Raw genomic sequence first — 20,586 nt, 5'->3', positions numbered from 1 at the left:
TTCCTAATGGGCACACTACCTCGCGCATTTGTTGAATGGGCGATCGTATATGGATACTTATGGGGCCATCACAGTCAGCCGATCGGACTCGTCGCCGGCCATTCGGTCTCTGCATTGGCAACGACCCGGTTCCGCCCCTGACTCTTGGCAAAGTACAGTGCGTGATCTGCTTGGCTCTGGAGGCGTTCAGCGGAAATGCGTCCACACTGTATAGTCATCGCCACGCCGATGCTGACCGTTACAACTGGCATTACGCGCGACAGAGGGTTGGGGAGTGACGCGGCCTCGACCCGTTTACGGATGGTTTCAGCTACCGCAAAAGCAGCATGTTTGTCAGCACCCGGGAGCAGGACCAAAAACTCTTCGCCTCCATAGCGGGCCACCTGATCATGATCATCTCTGAGGCTGCTCTGAATTATTCCGGCAACCTTCACCAGGCTGCGGTCGCCCTCCGCGTGCCCAAGGCTGTCATTCAGGCACTTGAAATCGTCAATGTCGCACATCAAAATTGCAGCGCCCCCTGAATTTTCTGCTGCTTTCCAACATTTTTTAAGCCGCTCCATCATCGAGCGTCTGTTAGCGACCCCCGTCAACGGATCCGTTCGCGCAAGCAGTTCGAGCCGGGCATTAGCATCAGAAAGATCGGCGAGGCGACTGCGGTCGCGCAACTCCAGCAGGAATGTTTTGTGCGCGAAAATCGTTGCTGTTCGGCGCGCCACCAAGGTTGCACCAATGCCGCTCGCGAAGAACAGGGTTCCTGCCACTGCACTTCCGGGCTGGATGTCCGGGTTTCCGAGCTGAAACACGAGGTAAAGACCGACAGCATACGCGCCGATCACCATAGCCCAGCGGAGCGGAATCGGAAAAATGACGATAGCGGTCACAGCGACGAAAAGCATGATCGTCAAATGCCGCTCGTAAAACTCACCACCCGTAGCAATCCCCACCAAAGCAACGGACAACAGAATAAAGAAAACGCCAACTAGCAGGACTGTTGCCTGCAGCCGCACAGCCCTTCGCTCGCGAAAAAAAATCGCGACCGTTACGGCGGCGGGTGGGAGGATCGCGGCCGGCAGAAGCATCGACACGACAATCTCGGCAGGTAGCAAGAATGCGTTGAGACATAGCGTGAGGACGTCGAGAACAATAACCCAGATCATCCATGCCCTTATGATCTTAGACGTCTGAGGCCAGGAGCGCTCTTGGAAAAAACGCGAGAGCTCGCTGTTTAGATGGATGTCTCGGGTTCGGCCGCCAAGTTGGCGCGCCACCTCGTCTCCGATGACCGCAGTGGGCCGTTCGAGAGCGTCGTACGGCGGTGCGCCCTTGGGTTCTCCAGAAGCTCTGATCGGTTGCTCTTCCATCTCACCGATTTAGGACATCAGCCAATGGAAACAACCGTGGGCGGAAGCCAACGTTTAACACGGTTTGCTAAATCTAAACGAAAAATCGGATGCACTGGGCAAACGGAAAATCCCATGACAAAGTCAAGTATCGCCGCCCTGTACTCCCCACTCGTCCTCATTGCGCTCATCCTGTCGCCCCCGCACCCCCTCTAGAAGCCAAGGCTGTTGATTTCCACTGAGAACTGACCGGTATTTCCACCGAGATTTGACCCGCCTTTTAGATATGTTTCGGGTCTGGTGTAGAGGTCAAGTTCCTGTTTTTCTCCTTCGTGTTTTTCGGTTCATGAGCTGAGCTATTCTTGAAGCGGAAGCTGTCGTTTCCGGTTTCGAGGATGTGGCAGTGGTGGGTCAGGCGGTCGAGCAGCGCCGTGGTCATCTTGGCATCGCCAAAGACGCTGGCCCATTCGCTGAAGCTCAGGTTGGTGGTGATGACGACACTGGTACGTTCGTAGAGCCTGCTCAGGAGATGGAAGAGCAACGCGCCACCTGACGCACTGAACGGCAGGTAGCCCAGCTCGTCGAGGATGACGAGATCGGAATGGACAAGCCGATTGGCGATCTGCCCTGAGCGACCTTGCGTCTTCTCCTGTTCAAGCGCGTTGACCAGCTCGACTGTTGAGAAGAACCGGACGCGTTTGTGATGATGCTCGATTGCCTGGATACCGAGAGCGGTGGCAATGTGGGTTTTGCCTGTGCCGGGGCCGCCGACCAGGACAATGTTGTTGGCATCATCGAGGAAGTCGCAGCGATGGAGCTGGCGCACGAGCGCCTCGTTGATCTCGCTGCTCGAGAAGTCGAAGCCGTTGAGATCGCGATAGGCCGGGAAGCGAGCGATCTTGAGCTGATAGGCGGTTGATCTGACCTCCCGCTCTGCCGTTTCCGCTTTGAGCAGTTGCGACAGAATAGGAATGGCAGCCTCAAAAGCTGGTGGTCCCTGTTCGGTGAGCTCACCGATTGCCTGAGCCATGCCGTGCATCTTCAGTTGGCGCAGCATGATAACGATCGCGCCGCTGGCTGGGTTATGACGCATGGCGGACCTCCGCAGTCTTCCTCAGGGAGTCGTAGCGTTCGACATTGGCCTTGGGCTCGTTGGTAAGTGTAAGAGCTTGCGGCGCGTCGATCGTCGGTGGTGTCGAGGATTTGCCATCGACGAGGCGATGCAACAGGTTCAGCACATGGGTTTTGGTCGGAACTCCGGACGTCAAAGCCATATCGACTGCCGATAGCACTGCCTGTTCGTCGTGCTGGAGAACAAGCGCCAGAATATCGACCATCTCTCGATCGCCACCCGGCTTTTTGAGCAGGTGCTGCTGCAGCGTTCTGAAGGCTTCGGGAAGATCGACGAACTGCGCACCATTGCGAAGAGCGCCAGGTTTGCGCTGCACGACCGCGAGATAGTGCCGCCAATCGTAAATCGTCTGCCCAGGTCCGTCATGCGACCGGCTGATGATGCGAAGATGCTCGCATATGATCAGACCCTCCGCTGCAACAACGATACGGTCTGGATAAACCCGAATGCTGACGGGTCGGTTGGCAAAGGATGCCGGAACGCTGTAGCGATTGCGATCGAAGTGAACCAGGCAGGTTGGGGACACCCGTTTGGTATGCTCGACAAAACCATCGAAGACACGCGCCGTTGGCATCAGAGTTTTTGTTTCCTCGGCCAGGAGGTCAGCGATAGTGCCACGCATCTTTCCATGCGGGGTCTGCTGCCAAACCTCCTTGCATCGAAGCTCCAGCCAGTCGTTCAGGGCTTCCAACGATGGAAAGCGCGGTGTCGGTTGAAAGAACCGATGGCGCGAATCCTGAACATTCTTCTCGACCTGGCCTTTCTCCCAGCCAGACGCCGGATTGCAGAACTCCGGCTCATAGAGGTAGTGGCTGGCCATTGCCATGAAGCGGATGTTAACGTCGCGCTCCTTGCCGCGTCCAATCTTATCGATTGCCGTGCGCATGTTGTCGTAGATGCCGCGCCGTGGCACCCCGCCGAAGACACGGAACGCGTGGTTATGGGCATCGAACAGCATCTCGTGCGTCTGCAGAAGATACGCCCGGACGATGAACGCCCTGGAATAGCTAAGCTTTGTATGGGCCACCTGCAGTTTGGTGCGCTCATTGCCGATGATTGCCCAGTCTTCCGACCAGTCGAACTGGAAGGCCTCACCCGGATCAAAGGCCAGCGGAACGAACGTCCCACGCCCCGTGGTCTGTAGCTCCCTTTGCAGATCAGCTTTCCATTCCCGAGCAAAAGCAGCAACCCGACCATACGATCCCTCGTAGCCAAGGCTCATCAGATCGGCATGTAATTGCTTCAGGTTGCGCCGCTGCTTCCGGTTCTTTTTGGCTTCCGTCCGCAGCCACGCTGACAGCCGGTCGGCAAAAGGATCAAGCTTGCTCGGCCGCTCCGGCACCTTGAAAGATGGTTCCACGCCATCAAGACGGAGATATTTGCGGATAGTGTTCCGGGATAGGCCGGTTCTGCGGCCAATCTCCCGGATCGATATGTGGTCTCGAAAATGCCAGCGTCGGATCACGCTCAGTAACGCCATGTCGATCACTCCGTAGCCCCCGCTGAAAACACGCAGGGCAAGGTTCAAACATGGGTCAATTCTCGATGGAAATATCCTGTGCTACCGGGTCAGTTCTCAGTGGAAATCAACAGCTTAAGAAAACGCTAGATGCGATGTCAGAGGTAAATTTTCGAAGTCAGCGCGTAACCTCATTTTTGCATTCTTTTTAAACCGTCTCGTCGTTCCGCTTTAAACCACCTAATCGCTTCGATGTCGACGGTGCCGTCGCTTGCGATCTCGTCTTAGATATACGGTGACACACAGGAGCGGATTTCACCGCTGAAGGAGCGATAGGTATTGTTGTTGGGATTGTACGAGTGATATCGAGCAAAACACCATTCAGTGTGGTTCTCCCCCGTGACCGATTTCTTCGACATTAGATGAAATCTGCACCACATCCGAGGTCGTCGAGTTGCGCTCCGCAGCCGCAAAGGGCGGCTCACACTGCCGGCGGGCGCCACCGTACGGCTGGTATGTGTTGTCCGACGCGCGATACGATCTATATCGCTCGGCGCACCATGCGGTGACTGCCGTTCCTGATCCAACGTATGGCGCTTCGCCGACTATCTCGTTCTGACCGATGCCGTGGGGTTGGGCATCCTGCCTCAAGGCAAGACCCGTGCCGGTTACAATTTCTTGGGGTGCTGGGTCCATCCTGTCGGTCTCTGGCTGTTGAACGACAAGAGCGGGGAGGCGTTCGAAGCTCTGCTTGCTGCGATCGATAGACACGGGCCGGGAGGTCCACAGAGACGTAATATCAATGTTGCCAAGTTTTTTCGGTTCGGGGGCGGGCCCAAAATTGGGGATTGCCATGACACTCCCAGCAATGAATGTGAGAGAGAGCGTGACGCCCAGGACGGGCAGGATGGGGTAGGTCATCGTTGGCTCCAGCTTTTACAGACCTAGACCGCCCAAACTCCACGGCGGGAATCTGGACCGGTTTCTCAGGGGGCTTTAGCGGGAATTCCGGACCAGAACCGTTCGCCCCTAGGGGTATGATTTTTTTCATCGGCGAAACGCGCCTTGGAGCTAGGAGTTCCAATCGCGAGAGCTGATGTGTGTTCCCTGGACCATTGCCTTGGAAGACTAGGACTTTAGTTAGTCTCGGTCCTGCCATGGCCATCGGGAGGTCGCCCGGCGTCTTCGCGTTGCTCAGCCGCTCCGCCCCCGCCGTCAGGATGACTATGCGCATAGCCCCGGAGGCGAATGCGTGACCATCTGACGCCATTGGGTGGGTGCGGCTGCCATTCAACTGCGGCTCTCATTCCGAGTAGGAAAGCGTTTCTGCGAGCCGCTGCAATGCCGGCGGTAGTGAACCGGCGTCGGTAATGTGCGCCTTAAGCCCGCTTTTGTCAGAATGGCCGTCTTGATACCAGTGGATCAATCCGACTGCCACGTCCTGAGCCGCCTTGTCATTGATGTCTACCGAATTTTCCACGCACCATGCCTCCAGAAAGGTCTGCAAGAGAGCTAGGTCTTCAGGCGCAAGGAACTGGCTGGACGTCACAGTGGAGTGCATGGTGAACCCTTTCCGTCTTGGACAGGAAATCATTTTTGATCGATTGCGATGCAGGGTCCGGCAGCGCATGATTGATCCAATATAGTTTAAAGCTTGGGCTAAGCTTGGAAACGGTATCATCGCTAGCGATAAGAGTTCTTCTCAATACCTACTGCAATCCAGATTAGATGGCCTCAGGAAGGAGTGCATCATGGATGTAGTTCCAATCGTACTACATCGCCATCACTTGCAGCGGCATTTACCGCGCGATCTATATCAAGGCGAACTGTCACGTCGTCGGTCTTGCCGCCGAACGCGAACGGTTCTCGATGTTCATCGCAATCGACAGGCGAGGCGTCGTTGCTTCGCGCATCCTGCCTTTCTTAGAGAAAACACCGAAGCTGATCGGCTTCATGGCGTGCTGATAGTTGCGCTGCGTCATTCGTGAGAAACGCCGCATGTTCATGTCGTCGATCAGTTGGGGCATCAAGACCTGAATGGGACATTGTCAGGATCTTCGTTGCAGAAGCCCGTTAAGGTCTGCTCACATCCAACGACGTTCAATGCATCGCGACCACCGGTTGTGCCTGGAGTATGGAAGATCCGACTGCGTGGCGGGTCGACATCATTGATATTGCCCGCTCGCTGGTCAGGCCGTCAAAGCAGGTGGCAACTGATGTCATGCGTCCTCGTTAGGCGGGATGTGGAATGCAACTCCGGGTGCAGTCGGTCCCGATTTCCGCCGTGCGGCGGCGCGATGCTAAATCTCCTGCGGCTGCCCCAGGACCGAAGTTGCATGCGCGAATTCCCGAACCGTGGCTTTGCCACCGCTATGCTCGGTTCTCCGATATGCTCATTGTGAGTTAAGGTCGGTCACGAGGCGTGAGGCATTCAAGGACTTTGGTTGGGCGAGGTCTCATAAATCCGAAGAGTTCGGATTCCTGCGCGCCATCCCTGACTTTGCGCATGCCCTCCCAGGGCGTCCGGACGCCTGCAAAAAACATCAGCGGTCGGTCTTCATTGCCGGCAAACCAGGCTGTCGTCACAAGCCGGCTTCGATTTTCCTAGCTGGATCCGGTTCAGCAAAGAATGCGAACCGAATGACGCCTTTGCTGGTAGGGCCTAGCCATCGGCGCCAATGTGGAGAGCTTAAATTGCGGAGACTAGTGACGCCGGGATGGTAGTTTTTCACATAAGCCGGCGGCGACTGCATTCCCCAAGGCGCCTCATCGTCACACGTCGACATACAACGTGCCGATTATGTCTGCCGGCAATCGCCACGTTTGAAAATTGGTCTGATACCGGGTTAAGCTAACGGGTCTCGCTGATCCTCAGCCATCAGGCGGCTAATCTCAGTTTGCAGGTCAAAGGGCTGTTCAGCTTCAATCCCCGTGGCCTTCTGTGTTTGTCGCGGTGTCTCGGGCGCGTGAGGAGATATCCCCGCACGACGAGCGGCCGATCGTTCGCTGACCAAGGCGCGGTAACGCATTGCAACTTCCGGCATCGTCAGGTGCCCGCAAATCCACTCTTCGATCCAAGCGTGAAACCTATGGTCCTGCTCAATGACATGTCCTGCTTGGTGCGCACGTTGAAGTGCGTTTTCCGCAGCGCGTCGTCTGACTTCTGCTGACATCTATCCCTCGCAATGATGTTCGTTCGGAAGATATAAGCGTCGCCGTCCGAATTTCATTACCCTCTACCAGCAGGGCTATTTGATGATGCGCGCGGTAGTTCGCTTTTGCCTACGTCGCGGGCCGGACACAGGCAAAACAAATGTCGCGACCGCCATTGGCGACCGTGATGGCTGTCGAGCATCACCGTTGAAAGGTCCGCAGATGTCGGGCATGTGGCGCAACTCGGCGCACGAGTTGATTATTGGAGTCAAGCGTGGACGCGGGAGGGTCGGTCGCGATCTATGCGTCGGTCCACCTGTTGCGCAAGGTGAGGCGTGCCATTGATTTTTCTGTCCGGTTTTGTCCCGCACGTGGAGTTCGATTTCGATCTCCTCTAGATCATCCCTGTCGACCGCCGTTATAGCTTACGTAGCAACACGCCATACAAATAAGCACTGGCCCCGACACGACTTGGGCTACCGACATGGCGTCGGTATCGCAAGTCGTTAATGGTGTCGGAGACGGGCTGGCACGACGGTCATCCCGTCCATCATCGAAGGCTAACGGACTTCAAAAGGGAGCCTGGATCCGGCATGTGCTCAATCACGTGGAGGTGACGAGGTTCCACAGTGCGTTCGTCGAGGGTGTGTGCTGGTGCCCAATCGTCGACTGCCCGCCGTGGCGCTGGAACGCTAACTTAATAACGAGGAGAAAAGAAACGTTAACCGTGTCCATTCCCTCAGACTTAACCCGGATCGCCTACGTTTCCGCCCAGTGAAAAGGCAGATGGCGCATGTTTAAGCAGTCACAATGGTTCTTGAAATGGGTACTTCCGGCAAGCGTGTCGGCCTTGGTCGGAGCGATCCTTCTCGGCACCCTTTACTGGGCTGCCGCCAGAACTGACCAGGTTGCCGCGGAGCGGCAGAAGGATCTCGTCGCCCTGATCGTTTCAAAAATTCAGTCTTCGGTCGCTCATGATCAAGAGAGCGCCACCGTGTGGGACGACGCGGTCACAAAGGCGAAGGAGCGTGATCACGATTGGCTTGACGTAAACCTTGGCCAATGGATGAACACCTACTTCGGCCATGATGCCGCGGTCGTGCTTTCGGCAGATGGGCTGCCGATCTACCGGTTTATCGCAAAGTCAACCGGTTCGGCATCACCAGAGGAACTCCACCTGGCCTATAGTCCGCTAGCCAAACGGCTGCGTGAACGGCTTGTCGCTGGAGACCAGGAAGGCATGTCGGACAGGGTCCTCTCAATCGGCGAGAGTGATCTGACCTATGTTGGAGAACGACCCGCGGTGGTCAGTATCAAACCTATTACGTCTGACACGGGCGAGATCGAGCAGCAGGCGGGCGAGGAGAACCTGCATGTCGCGGTACGGTTTCTGGATCGAGACTTCCCAACCGAAATAGGTTACGAATACCAGTTCGCGGAGATGCAGTTCACGACTGCGATGCCCCCCGACAAGCGCCACTCGCAAATCGCTCTCACCTCGAAATCCGGTCAGGTGATGGGGTATTTTAATTGGCATCCTTTTGAGCCGGGAACGAGCGTGTTGCACGCGACGCTTCCTGTCGTCGGCCTTTCCGTCGTTGGGATATTCATTGCCGCCAGCCTTGCTGGCCGTGCAATCTGGAGACGCTCGGTCAAGCTCAATTCTAATCGCCAGGAGCTTAAACATCTGGCGCTGCGTGACCCGTTGACGGGCTTGGCAAACAGGGCACACTTCAAAAGTGAGCTGGTGGCACGTCTGCAACAAGTACTGCCTCATTGCTGCAGCGTGCTCTATATTGATCTAGACCGGTTCAAGGCGGTCAACGATACCTATGGACATCCAACAGGTGACAGACTGCTTTCTCTCGCTGCAGAACGAATGAGGGAAATTCTCCCCGACGCTCTAATTGGGCGGATCGGGGGCGACGAGTTCACAGCCTTGCTCGAGAGGATCGAAGCCGACGAAGTCGTTACGATCGCACAGAGGATCGTGGTATGCCTGCGTGAGCCGTTTGAGATCGGAGGGGTATATGTTTCGATTGGAGCGAGCGTCGGTGTAGCGATTGCGTCAGGTACGAACGCCGATGCCGATGAACTGACAAGGCAGGCTGACATTGCGCTTTATCATGCGAAGGCCGCAGGGCGGAATGCGTATGCCGTGTTTGGCGATCATATGGACGAACTTCTCCGCACCCGCCGAAAACTGGAGCGTGACCTTCGCGCGGCGTTGGCAGCGGGGACGCAGATTGAGGTTGTTTACCAGCCGGTTTACTTCGCCGACAGCTCGGGACCATGCTCAGTCGAGGCACTGGCGCGGTGGCAACACCCAGAGTTAGGACCTGTTGGTCCCGATGTGTTCATTCCGCTCGCAGAAGAAATAGGCGTCATCCACAAGATTGGCTCCTTCGTTCTCGAAGACGCGTGTAGCCTGATAGCCGAGTTGCCTTCCATAAGTGTCGCCGTGAATGCCTCCGCCGCGGAACTTGCTTCTCCCGGCTACCCACTTCGCGTTCTTTCCACGCTGGCCAAGTGGGCGGTCGAACCCTCTCGACTGGAAATCGAGATCACGGAAAGCCTGGCTATCAGTGCGGAAGAGGAAACCGAGCGTAACATCCTTATGCTTCGAACGGCGGGCGTGAGGTTCGCAATCGACGACTTCGGCACCGGATATTCTTCATTCTCACGGGTGCAGAATGTCACCGTGGATAGGCTCAAGATCGACAAGTCGTTCATCGGAAGTATTCGAGAGGGCCAAAACGGCGCTGTTGTTGAAGCAATCATCAACATGGCACGGGCGCAAGGGCTACAGACAACGGCCGAAGGGGTCGAAACCAACGAGCAGAGAGATGCTTTGAAGTCGCTGGGATGTGACAACATCCAGGGGTTCCTGATGTCTCGCCCGATAGCGCGAGGTGAGGTCATGGCACTTCTGCATGCAGGCCATAAGAGCGAGAACGGTTAATGCGCTGACTGGTCTCAGCATCATCGAACGCGGTTTTGAAACCGGCCAGCATGGCCCAGCAACTGCTTGTACTGGCTGTGCCCTGATCCGGCCACGAGCATCTTCGAGAACATCTTCGCTTCTTGAACGTAATACGCGGACCGACGTCGATCCGATTTCGGCGACGCTCTCGCTCAGCCTGTACACGTCGGCTCGGAGGGCAGCCAGCTCTTCATCCGGTGACACAGTTGATGCGTTATCCGTTTTCGGCGAGGAATTTGCGTAAAAGTGGCAATTCCAGCCCTATGTCGAGCGTGACATCCATCAGTACAATTGTCTGGATGTCTGCAATGTCGGTGGCCTGACAGAAACCATGAAGGTCGCAGGCTGGAGCGAGACGCACTATGTCGACATAATGCCGCACAATCCGCTCGGTCCATCTGCACCGCAGCGACGACCCACTTTTCCGCCGCAGTGCCTAACTTCTCCTGGCTCGAAACCCGTGCAACGCCTGCGGAGACGCATCTCGGTTTCGATAATTCCGAGTTCTTCCCAGTTCAGCCGATGCTCGAAGGTGCGTATTATCCCGTTTCGGATGCGCCCGGCCTGGGGATCGAGGTCAATGAGGAACCGATTGCCCGCCAGAGCTTCGAATTCTGGGAGGCTCCACATTTAAGACGGCGCGATGGGTCGGTCACCAATTGGTGAAACCATGCCGTATTAAAACGCCAGGACGTTTTCGGAATGCGATTCCACAATCGCGGTTTCGCCCTACGACACGTTCATCAGTTCAATGCCACTGATTTTGCGCTACAGTTGCCTTTAGGGTCGCCGGTTCATTCCCATCAGGGCGAGTATATTCCTGCCGATGCCTCGACATGGGCAGCCAACGACCGCGCAAAACTAAGTGCCTCCTTGCGGTCTTTTGTAGTCACTAAACAATCGACCCGCACCAATTCAATTGTGATCCAAGGAGAATACGCAGTCTGCAAACGTCACCCCGGCCGTGTCATCAACGGAAACCGTCTCTGCGTGCTAGCGGTGCGAACTCATTCCCGTGGTGGAAGGGCTGCGTGTTCTGCTAGTTCCATCCGGTAGTATGGTTCATTGGTGAACATTAGAGATTTCTTAACTATAGTCAGCCAGTTTACTTACCAGATAGATGTCTGGTTGCGGGGGTGCACACAAGCGTGCGCCAATAGGTCTTCGAAAGATCCTTTCGTTAGCGCCGCAACGCCGGCGTAATGAACAACCCACCGCAAACTTCGAGCTTGCGAAAGGGAAGGCAAGCTTATGTCCTATGACTGGAAAGGAGAACGCACTCGGCGAACGCTCGTGATCAAACGGCTCGTGGTCGGAGGCATCACGGTCCTTCTTTTCATAATTGCACTCGCCCCACTCCTCAGCCAAAGCTCGTAGCAGCGGCGGTCGCTGGGTGTGATTCGTAGCATGCCGAAACTGATCCTATTGATCCTTGATGGATCCTCGGCGCGCAGTTTGCCTGTTAAGCGCCCGCCGCGGTGGACCCACCGCAAAATCTCGTTATTGTCTGCGCAGCCGCATTGAGAGACACAACTATTTTTGGCCCTCCTTGAAGGCGCCATCCGCTGCGCGCGAGATGAATTTCGAGCCGTATATTGCTTTCAGCAGCTCATCCGTGATGCAAGATCACTGACTGCATACACGGTAAGCTTGCCTTCCGCGGAGGCATCGGATCGGCACCTAATGAAACTGAGGAATGTTCCGTATGTCCGTCCAAAGCTAGGTGGAGGACCGCAAGTTTGCGGCGCAAAGTCTAGGGATTAAGTCTTGTCGTGATTTAGCGATATAATCATTAGGTAACAGCCGTCTGACGGTACGGTCTGGCGAAAATCCGGTCGCAATTTGGAATGCTATTGAAAAATTGGCCTGACTTGAAAAGCGGCACGTCGCAGCGACCGTTGACAAAGGCACGCCTGAGTAAGCGAGCAGGCGTTTGGCGAGGTCAATCCGTCGCTCCGCAACGTACGCATGGGGGACCGTCGTCGATACATGAAAAGCTCGTGCAAAATGATAGAGGCTGTATCTTGCGTCCATCGCCAGTTCTTCGACGCTGCTGTCACTCTCGAGGTTTTCACTCAAGATCGTGCTTCTGAAGGCTACCGTTCCTTGAATCCACATTATCCCAACTTAGCAAACAACGGGCCAGCTTTTTTTGATGCAAGGCGGGTAAAAGATCCAAATACTGCGATTCATAGGTCACTTTTTTAGAGGCATTAGGCTGCGCTCGGAGTAGCGTTCGATCGCGCCGCATAAAAAATGTTAGTCTCGTCCCCGCATTTGCGCCCTGCAATGGAGCCTCCATCTCGGGGTGTTCACGCTTACCCCGGGGTCTCAACCGTTATATTGGAGCGCCATCATAACAATCGGATCACTGTCTGAGACGCTTGACGATATTTTGCGAGAACAGGACCCCGTCGTGACTGTCATCGTCCCTCGGTATGCTTCACTTCAGATTCCAACAACGTTCGTGCTATTTCTGCTGCTTCGGAAATATGGGCGCGACAGGCGGCGTCGGCGGCGTCAGGATCGTTTCGTTCGATCGCATTGAAGATCTCTCGCATGCGCGCAGGACCCGATACGGTGCGGTTTGTCGTGCCAAGCGTCATCACACGCAGACGGGAAATCCGGCTGTTCAAGCGCTTGACGATATCCCATGCGATTTCGTGGCCACCCGATAGAAAAATTGTCTCGTAGAATTGCGTGGTCGCGTCAAGGATCGTCAAAGGATCGTTCTTGCGGGAGTTGCGGTCGAGATCCTTGAGGACCGTTTTGAGTTTTTCCTTGGTGGCAGACGTGGCGTTGCGGGCGCAGTCGGCGACGGCGGTTGTCTCCAGCGCAATGCGGACATCATAGATCTGCCGGGCCTGATGCCAATCAATGAGAGCGACAATGGGTCCCTGTTTCGGCGCCGTTTCGATAAGACCTTCGGTTTCGAGATGGCGCAGCACTTCCCGGATGACCGAGCGCGATACGCCGAGCTGATCGCACAACGTGCGCTCGACCAGGCGCTGGCCTGGGCTGAAAAGCCCGGCGATGATGGCGTTGCGCAACCTCTCAAGTGCCATTTCCCGCAGGGTGACCGGCGGCGTGTCGATCCGCAACGATTCGAGGTTTGGGGCAGGGGCGGCGGCTTGGGCAAACAGGTTCTGGCTCATGCTTTCCTTCATAGCCGCTGAAATGATTCCAAACAAGACTTGACACGTCGTCTTATGGTATACCATCATACGACATATTGACGCTATGAAGGAAAACGGCTTTGACCATCGAAATTCGCAAGACGCTCCTACAGGTGGAAACCGTGCTGATCGAGGGCGGCAAGGCTGCCGCCACGCCGCTTAAGCTCTATGCCGCCATTGCCGTGGTGAAGAACCCGTGGGCTGGCAAGGGGTTTGTGGATGACCTGAAGCCGGAGATCCACGCGGCGGCGCCGGTGCTCGGCGAGCTCCTGACGCGGATGATCATCGACGCCGTCGGTTCCGGCGAAGACGTCGAAGCCTACGGCAAGGCCGCAGTCGTCGGGCTTGATGGCGAACTCGAACATGCATCCGCGCTCATCCATACATTGCGCTTCGGAAATCATTACCGCAGCGCCGTCGGCGCGAAATCCTATCTCGCCTTCTGCAACACGCGCGGCCCAGCCAATGCGCCGGTAATGATCCCGCTGATGGACAAGAACGATGAAGGCCGCCGCTCTCACTATCTCACCATCCAGACGTCTGTCGGTGATGCGCCGGCAGCAAATGAAATTCTCGTGGCCCTTGGCGCGTCGGTCGGTGGCCGTCCGCATCATCGTATCGGCGATCGCTACCAGGATCTGAAGGATCTTGGCAACGACGCCGCCAATCCGGCAGCTGTCTGATATGGACACGGCCCGGCGATCCCACACGAAAAACGGCACGGCCTACCTGGAGCAGGGCTCCGGCGAGCCCCTGGTGCTGATCCATGGGGTTGGCATGCGGCTTGAAGCCTGGGCGCCGCAGATGGCTACGCTCAGCAGATCGCGCCGGGTGATTGCTGTTGACATGCCGGGCCATGGCGAAAGCCGGGCCTTGCCGGAAGGGTCAGGACTCCAAGCGTTCGTTGACTGGCTTGGTCTTTTCCTCGACGACCTCAAGCTTGTTCGTGCCAATGTCGCAGGACATTCGATGGGCGCTCTTATTGCCGGCGGCGCTGCGGTGACATTTGGAAACAGGATCTCTCGTGTCGCGCTTTTGAACGCGGTTTTTCGCCGGGATCCGGCGGCGCGCACCGCAGTCATGGAAAGAGCCGGCAAAATCCACGATGGAGAGGTTGATATCGATGGGCCATTGCTGCGCTGGTTCGGCGCAGACGTTCAAGGGAGCGAGGTCTACCAGTTAACCCGCCGCTGGCTGTCTTTGGTTGATCGCGCCGCCTATGCCACGGCCTATGCAGCCTTTGCCGGTGGAGATGCCACCTATGCGGATGGCTGGCAAAAGGTGCGTTGCCCGGCGCTGTTTCTGACTGGCGCAGACGACCCCAATTCCACGCCGGAGATGGCGCATGCGATGGCGGATTCAGCGCCTAATGGTTACGCTGTGCTGATTGCGGGCCACAGGCATATGGTCAATCTGACCGCACCCGATGAGGTCAACACGATCCTCGCGAACTGGCTGGCGAAACCGGAGGAAACACGATGAGCGAGACGAGTTTCGATGCACGCGCGCTGCGTGACGCGTTCGGCGCTTTTCCAACTGGCGTGACGGTGGTGACCACGCACGACGCATCCGGCCTTCCGGTCGGCTTTACCGCCAATTCTTTTACATCCGTTTCTCTCGATCCGCCGCTGCTGCTTGTCTGTCTGGCAAAGACGTCGCGGAATTTCGAGACGATGACGAAAGCGGGAAAATTCGCCGTGAACATCCTGTCTGAAACCCAGAAGGAAGTTTCCAACACGTTTGCACGTCCTGTTGAAGATCGCTTTGCTGCCGTTGAATGGAAGCCTGGACCAGAGGGATCGCCGATTTTTGCCGATGTCGCGGCCTGGTTTGATTGTTACACGGAGCAGGTTCTGGACGCGGGCGATCACGTCATCATGACCGGCCGAGTCGGGGCCTTCGAAAACAGCGGTAAAAACGGTCTTGGCTACGCACGCGGCAGTTATTTCACGCCCGCATTGGCCGGTAAGGCCGTCTCTGCAGCAGCGGAGGGTGAAGCACAGCTGAGCGCGGTGATCGAACGCGACGGCGATCTTCTTTTCCTGGGCAGCGACACACTTAGCCTTCCGGCCTGCGCGATGGAAAGCGGTGAGCCCGTCCAGACATTGCGCGCCCATCTTGAGCGGCTGACGGGATTGAGCATTTCGATCGGATTTCTTTATTCCGTCTACGAAAGCCGCACCGACAACCGTCAGCACATTGTCTATCGTGCGAACGCAAGCGCCGGGGAGCCCGCTGCCGGCCGGTTCCTGGCGCCTGCCGCCGCGCTGCAGGAGAAATTCGACAGTGCCGCGACAGCCGACATCGTCCGGCGGTTTGATCTCGAAAACTCGATCGGGAATTTCGGTGTTTATTTCGGCAATGAGATAGCCGGCAAAGTTCACCCGGTTTCAAGGAAGGCCTGAGCGCGATGAAATTTTCTCTCTTCGTTCATATGGAACGGCTTGACGCTGAGCAGGATCACAAAACCCTCTATGAGGAATTCGTGGCGCTTTGCGAGATCGCTGACAAGGGCGGCATGCATGCGATCTGGACGGGCGAGCATCACGGGATGGATTTCACCATCGCGCCCAACCCTTTCATCACGATCGCCGATCTGGCGCGCCGCACCAACAAGGTCAGGCTCGGCACGGGCACAGTGATCGCGCCGTTCTGGCACCCGATCAAGCTCGCCGGCGAAGCGGCGATGACCGATCTCATCTGCGATGGCCGGCTGGATATCGGCATCGCGCGTGGCGCTTACTCTTTCGAATACGAGCGCCTGCTGCCGGGACTCGACGCCTGGGGTGCCGGTCAGCGGATGCGCGAACTCATTCCTGCCGTCAAGAAGCTGTGGGAGGGTGACTATGCCCATGATGGCGAGTTCTATCAGTTTCCGTCCACCACATCAGCGCCGAAGCCGGTTCAGCAACACCCGCCGATCTGGGTCGCGGCGCGTGATCCGAATTCGCACGAATTCGCGGTTGCCAACGGCTGCAACGTGCAGGTGACGCCACTCTGGCAGGGAGATGATGAAGTCGAGACGCTGATGGCGCGCTTCAACGAAGCTTGCGGTAAGAACGCTGCCGTCGAACGGCCGAAGATCATGCTGCTGCGGCACACCTATGTTGGCTCTGACGAGACAGATATCGCGCAGGCCGCTCAGGAAATGAGTGTCTATTACAATTATTTCTTTGCCTGGTTCAAGAATGAGAAGCCGATCCATCAGGGCCTGATCGAGCGTATTTCGGCCGAGGACATCGCCGCAAATGCCATGCTTTCGTGCGACGTCATGCGGCGCAACAATGTGGTCGGCAATGCCGATGATGTCATTGCAAGGCTGAAGGCCTATGAGGCCATGGGCTATGATGAATATTCCTTCTGGATCGACACGGGCATGAGCTTCGAGCGCAAGAAGGCATCGCTGGAACGGTTCATCGCCGATGTCATGCCGGCATTTGCGGAGTAGGATGATGCAGCAGTTCCAATGCTACATTGATGGACGGTTCGGCAATGGCGAGGCGCGCTTTGAAAGCATCGATCCGGCAACGGGCGCTGCCTGGGCGGAGATGCCCGAAAGCAGGCAGGCCGATGTCGATCAGGCCGTCGAAGCAGCGCATCAGGCTCTCTATGGCGGCGGACGCTGGGCGCGCATGACGGCGACACAGCGCGGCAAGCTCCTCTATCGGCTTGCCGATCTGATTGCCGCGAGCGTGCCGAGACTGGCGGAACTCGAAACCCGCGACACTGGAAAGATCATACGCGAAACCTCCTCGCAGATCGCATATGTCGCCGACTATTACCGCTATTATGCCGGGCTTGCCGACAAGATCGAAGGTTCCTCGCTGCCGATCGACAAGGCCGACATGGATGTCTGGCTGCGGCGAGAACCGGTAGGGGTTGTGGCGGCCATCGTCCCTTGGAACAGCCAGCTGTTTCTGGCTGCGGTGAAGATCGGTCCGGCCCTTGCGGCGGGATGCACGATCGTCGTCAAGGCATCCGAAGATGGCCCGGCGCCGCTGCTGGAATTTGCCCGGCTCGTGGACGAAGCAGGATTCCCTCCCGGTGTCGTCAACGTGATCACCGGTTTTGGCGCCACCTGCGGCGCGACGCTGACAGCCCATCCGAAAGTCGCCCATATCGCCTTTACCGGTGGCGCCGAGACTGCGCGCCATATCGTGCGTAGTTCGGCGGAGAACCTTGCATCGACATCCCTGGAATTGGGCGGCAAGTCTCCGCTGCTGGTTTTCGCTGATGCCGATCTGGAAAGTGCTGCAAACGCGCAGGTCGCGGGTATTTTCGCGGCAACCGGTCAAAGCTGCGTTGCGGCTTCCCGGCTGATCGTCGAGCGCACTGTCAAGGACAGGTTTCTCGACATCTTGAAGACGAAAGCGGAAGCCATCCGCATCGGCTCGCCGCTGTCGATGGAGACCGAGGTCGGCCCGCTTGCCACCGGGCGGCAGCGCCGCCACATTGAAACTCTGGTCGCAGCTTCGCTGGACAGCGGAGCCAAGCTCGTTACAGGCGGATCGGCCCCTGAAGGTGACGGCTATTTCTACCTGCCGACCATTCTCGATTGCGACGGAACGCGCTCGCCGTCCCTGGAACAGGAATTCTTTGGTCCGGTCCTCTCTGTCATGTCCTTCGAGACGGAAGCCGAGGCTGTCGAACTTGCTAACAGTACGCCCTACGGATTGGCGTCCGGCATTTTCACGCAAAATCTGACGCGGGCGCATCGGCTAATGAAGTCGATCCGTGCCGGCATCGTCTGGGTTAACACCTATCGCGCGGTATCGCCGATCGCCCCGTTCGGCGGTTCTGGTCTTTCCGGCGATGGACGCGAAGGCGGAATGGCGGCAGCACTCGGCTATACCCGCACCAAGACCATATGGTTGCGCACCTCCGATGATCCGATCCCCGACCCCTTTGTGATGCGGTGATGGCCATGGTCTATGAGATGCGAACCTACCGGCTGAAGAATGGAGCCATCCCCGCCTATCTCAAGGTAGTGGAGGACGAGGGTATCGCCATCCAGAAGCGTCACCTGGGCGACCTCGTCGGCTATTTCTTCTCGGAAATCGGTGTGATCAACGAGATCGTTCACATCTGGGGCTTCTCCAGCCTTGATGACCGGGAAACCCGCCGCGCTGCGCTGATGGCGGATCCGGCCTGGCAGGCATTCTTGCCGAAAATCCGCGACCTGATCGAAGTAGCTGAAAACAAGATTCTAAAGCCTGCAGCCTTTTCACCGGTGGGAGGAACACGGCCGATCTGACTTCCGGCGGAGAGCCACGGGCTCGATCTACACGAATTTCGGGATTTGCCACCTTCCAGGAGAACCCCGGACGGACAGCTGGCGGCTGTCCTGAAGCCAAGAAAAACGATCCAAACAAACGGAGCAAGGGAACATGAAAAACAGACTGACTATCGCGGCGATCGCTGCAACACTCAGCCTATCCACGCAGGTGCGGGCCGAAGACATGGTCTTCACCAGTTGGGGTGGCACGACACAGGACGTGCAGAAGGCCGCCTGGGCAGATAAGTTCACGGAAAAATCAGGCGTCACCGTTCTGCAGGACGGTCCCACGGACTACGGCAAGATCAAAGCCATGGTCGAGGCGGCCGGCGTGACTTGGGATGTCGTCGATGTCGAGGGCGACTATGCCGTCCAGGCCGGCAAGGCCGGGCTGTTGGAAAAACTCGATTTTGCTGTCATCGATAAAAGCAAACTCGATCCGCGCTTCGTCACCGATTATTCGGTCGGCAGCTTCTATTATTCCTTCGTCATCGGCTGCAACAAGGACGCCGTTTCGGCTTGCCCGAAAAGCTGGGCCGATTTGTTCGATACAGTGAAATTCCCCGGCAAGCGAGCCTTCTACAAGTGGTCGGCACCAGGCGTCGTCGAGGCAGCACTTCTGGCTGATGGCGTGGCACCCGACAAGCTCTATCCGCTCGACCTCGACCGGGCCTTCAAGAAGCTCGACACGATCAAGGCCGATATCATCTGGTGGACTGGCGGCGCGCAGTCCCAACAGCTTTTGGCATCCGCCGAGTCACCCTTTGGCTCGTTCTGGAACGGCCGCCTGACGGCGCTGGCGGCAACCGGTGTGACCGTTGAAACCTCCTGGGACCAGAATATCACGGCGGCCGACGCCCTCGTGGTTCCCAAAGGCGCAAAGAACAAGGATGCGGCGATGAAATTCATCGCGCTGGCGACCTCTGCGGAAGCACAAGCAGACATGGCGAAAGGCACCGGCTATGCGCCCGTCAATCTGGATTCGCCCAAGCTGATGGATCCGGTGGTCGCCAAGACCCTGCCGGACCAGCAGACGGCAGGACAGGTCAATGCCGATATGAGCTACTGGGCCGAGAACCGCGATGCGATCGGCGAGCGCTGGTACGCCTGGCAGGCAAAATAACATCGTCGCGGGTACGGCACCGTCGTGCCCGCATTTCTCAACGGAACGGCGGAAGGGTTTTCGGCATGGCCTTGCTGACTGCGCAAGACAATCCACCATTGGCGGCAAAGCCACGGGGTCTGCGGCCCATGAACTTTGCAGTGACCCTGCCGGCGCTGTTGTTGCTGGTGGTCTTTTTCATTCTACCGGTGCTGTCGCTGTTGCTGCGCAGCGTGCTTGAGCCGGAACCGGGGCTCGGCAACTACGCGGCACTGCTCGGCTCCACGACCTATCTGAAGATCTTCCTCAACACCTTCGTCGTGTCGGCGCTGGTCACGGCGGTGACGCTGGCGATCGGTTTTCCCGTCGCCTGGGCGCTGGCCATCATGCCGTCCCGGCTGTCGTCGATCGTATTTGCAATCCTGCTTCTGTCGATGTGGACCAATCTGTTGACACGGACCTATGCGTGGATGGTGCTGTTGCAGCGCACCGGCGTGATCAACAAGGCCCTGATGGGAATGGGGTTGATCAGCGAACCGTTGCCGCTGGTCAACAACCTGACAGGCGTGACGATCGGCATGACCTATATCATGCTGCCTTTCATCATCCTGCCGCTCTACGGCGTCATCCGCAAGATCGACCCCGCTATCCTCCAGGCCGCAGCCCTGTGCGGCGCGACGCGCTGGCAGGCCCTGACCCGCATTCTCATTCCGCTCGCCACGCCCGGCATGGTGTCCGGCGCCTTGATGGTTTTCGTGATGTCGCTCGGCTATTTCGTCACGCCGTCGCTTCTCGGCGGCACGGCCAACATGATGCTCGCCGAGCTGATCGCGCAGTTCGTGCAGTCGTTGGTCAATTGGGGCATGGGCGGCGCGGCGGCGCTGGTTCTCCTGGTGGTGACGCTGACGCTCTACGCCGTCCAGCTCCGGCTGTTCGGCACGGCCCGGATGGAGGGTCGCTGAG

General features: G+C 57.4%; 18 protein-coding genes and 1 pseudogene. 10 read left to right on the top strand and 9 right to left on the bottom strand.

The genetic code is table 11. The annotated features are described in order from the left end of the window. Positions 1–74 precede the first annotated feature (74 nt). From ACP7BS_RS19525 to ACP7BS_RS19495, 7 genes are all read right to left on the bottom strand, one after another. Positions 75–1,364, bottom strand: a complete 1,290-nt coding sequence (locus ACP7BS_RS19525) for a GGDEF domain-containing protein (protein ID WP_426239446.1) — start codon at positions 1,362–1,364, stop codon at positions 75–77. Between the two features lie 259 nt (positions 1,365–1,623). Continuing rightward, on the bottom strand, positions 1,624–2,436 hold the full coding sequence (gene istB / locus ACP7BS_RS19520; RefSeq protein WP_426239445.1) for an IS21-like element helper ATPase IstB: 813 nt from the start codon (positions 2,434–2,436) through the stop codon (positions 1,624–1,626). Continuing rightward, positions 2,426–3,955 (bottom strand): IS21 family transposase, encoded by a 1,530-nt coding sequence (istA, locus tag ACP7BS_RS19515; protein WP_426239560.1) that lies wholly within the window; start codon positions 3,953–3,955, stop codon positions 2,426–2,428. Before istA ends, istB begins: the two co-directional genes overlap by 11 nt. 263 nt (positions 3,956–4,218) lie before the next feature. Beyond that, a complete protein-coding gene (locus tag ACP7BS_RS19510) occupies positions 4,219–4,353 on the bottom strand; it encodes a BA14K family protein (RefSeq protein WP_426239444.1) in 135 nt (44 codons plus the stop codon). Then, entirely contained in the window at positions 4,316–4,855 is a 540-nt protein-coding gene (locus ACP7BS_RS19505; protein WP_426239443.1) for a BA14K family protein, read from the bottom strand. The genes ACP7BS_RS19510 and ACP7BS_RS19505 overlap by 38 nt, the downstream gene beginning before the upstream one ends. Positions 4,856–5,237: 382 nt before the next feature. Next, positions 5,238–5,495, bottom strand: a complete 258-nt coding sequence (locus ACP7BS_RS19500; protein ID WP_426239442.1) for a hypothetical protein — start codon at positions 5,493–5,495, stop codon at positions 5,238–5,240. A 268-nt stretch (positions 5,496–5,763) separates the two neighbouring features. Continuing rightward, the gene (locus ACP7BS_RS19495) at positions 5,764–5,961 is read right to left on the bottom strand and encodes a hypothetical protein (RefSeq protein WP_426239441.1); all 198 of its coding nucleotides are present in this window, start codon (positions 5,959–5,961) and stop codon (positions 5,764–5,766) included. Between the two features lie 1,919 nt (positions 5,962–7,880). Here ACP7BS_RS19495 and ACP7BS_RS19490 point away from each other — a divergent pair. Further along, positions 7,881–10,049 (top strand): putative bifunctional diguanylate cyclase/phosphodiesterase, encoded by a 2,169-nt coding sequence (locus ACP7BS_RS19490; RefSeq protein ID WP_426239440.1) that lies wholly within the window; start codon positions 7,881–7,883, stop codon positions 10,047–10,049. A 247-nt stretch (positions 10,050–10,296) separates the two neighbouring features. Then, positions 10,297–10,736: pseudogene (locus ACP7BS_RS19485) on the top strand (enolase C-terminal domain-like protein); the annotation flags it as partial. Between the two features lie 1,053 nt (positions 10,737–11,789). Here the strand turns inward: ACP7BS_RS19485 and ACP7BS_RS19480 are convergent. Then, positions 11,790–12,104 (bottom strand): helix-turn-helix domain-containing protein, encoded by a 315-nt coding sequence (locus ACP7BS_RS19480; RefSeq protein WP_426239559.1) that lies wholly within the window; start codon positions 12,102–12,104, stop codon positions 11,790–11,792. 389 nt (positions 12,105–12,493) lie between these two features. After that, positions 12,494–13,225: a GntR family transcriptional regulator gene (locus ACP7BS_RS19475; protein ID WP_426239439.1), complete on the bottom strand. Its 732-nt coding sequence runs from the start codon at positions 13,223–13,225 to the stop codon at positions 12,494–12,496. 101 nt (positions 13,226–13,326) lie between these two features. Between ACP7BS_RS19475 and ACP7BS_RS19470 the strand changes: the two genes are divergently transcribed. From ACP7BS_RS19470 to ACP7BS_RS19435, 8 genes are all read left to right on the top strand, one after another. Further along, positions 13,327–13,929, top strand: coding sequence for an amino acid synthesis family protein (locus tag ACP7BS_RS19470; RefSeq protein ID WP_426239438.1), 603 nt, complete (start codon positions 13,327–13,329; stop codon positions 13,927–13,929). A 1-nt stretch (position 13,930) separates the two neighbouring features. Further along, entirely contained in the window at positions 13,931–14,728 is a 798-nt protein-coding gene (locus ACP7BS_RS19465; RefSeq protein WP_426239558.1) for an alpha/beta fold hydrolase, read from the top strand. Continuing rightward, complete coding sequence (locus ACP7BS_RS19460; protein ID WP_426239437.1) at positions 14,725–15,651, top strand: flavin reductase family protein; 927 nt, start codon at positions 14,725–14,727, stop codon at positions 15,649–15,651. The genes ACP7BS_RS19465 and ACP7BS_RS19460 overlap by 4 nt, the downstream gene beginning before the upstream one ends. 5 nt (positions 15,652–15,656) lie before the next feature. Next, a complete protein-coding gene (locus ACP7BS_RS19455) occupies positions 15,657–16,694 on the top strand; it encodes an LLM class flavin-dependent oxidoreductase (RefSeq protein WP_426239436.1) in 1,038 nt (345 codons plus the stop codon). A gap of 4 nt (positions 16,695–16,698) precedes the next feature. Next, on the top strand, positions 16,699–18,165 hold the full coding sequence (locus tag ACP7BS_RS19450; RefSeq protein ID WP_426239435.1) for an aldehyde dehydrogenase: 1,467 nt from the start codon (positions 16,699–16,701) through the stop codon (positions 18,163–18,165). A 5-nt stretch (positions 18,166–18,170) separates the two neighbouring features. After that, positions 18,171–18,500 (top strand): NIPSNAP family protein, encoded by a 330-nt coding sequence (locus ACP7BS_RS19445; protein ID WP_426239434.1) that lies wholly within the window; start codon positions 18,171–18,173, stop codon positions 18,498–18,500. Positions 18,501–18,633: 133 nt separating this feature from the next. After that, positions 18,634–19,644 (top strand): ABC transporter substrate-binding protein, encoded by a 1,011-nt coding sequence (locus tag ACP7BS_RS19440; protein WP_426239433.1) that lies wholly within the window; start codon positions 18,634–18,636, stop codon positions 19,642–19,644. 128 nt (positions 19,645–19,772) lie between these two features. Further along, complete coding sequence (locus tag ACP7BS_RS19435; RefSeq protein WP_426239432.1) at positions 19,773–20,585, top strand: ABC transporter permease; 813 nt, start codon at positions 19,773–19,775, stop codon at positions 20,583–20,585. Position 20,586 lies beyond the last annotated feature (1 nt).

It is taken from the genome of Pararhizobium sp. DWP1-1-3 (genome assembly GCF_049896125.1).
Classification (GTDB): Bacteria; Pseudomonadota; Alphaproteobacteria; order Rhizobiales; family Rhizobiaceae; genus Pararhizobium.
Note: the sequence above shows the minus strand (reverse complement) of the source record. Positions and strands in the feature narration are given on the sequence as shown.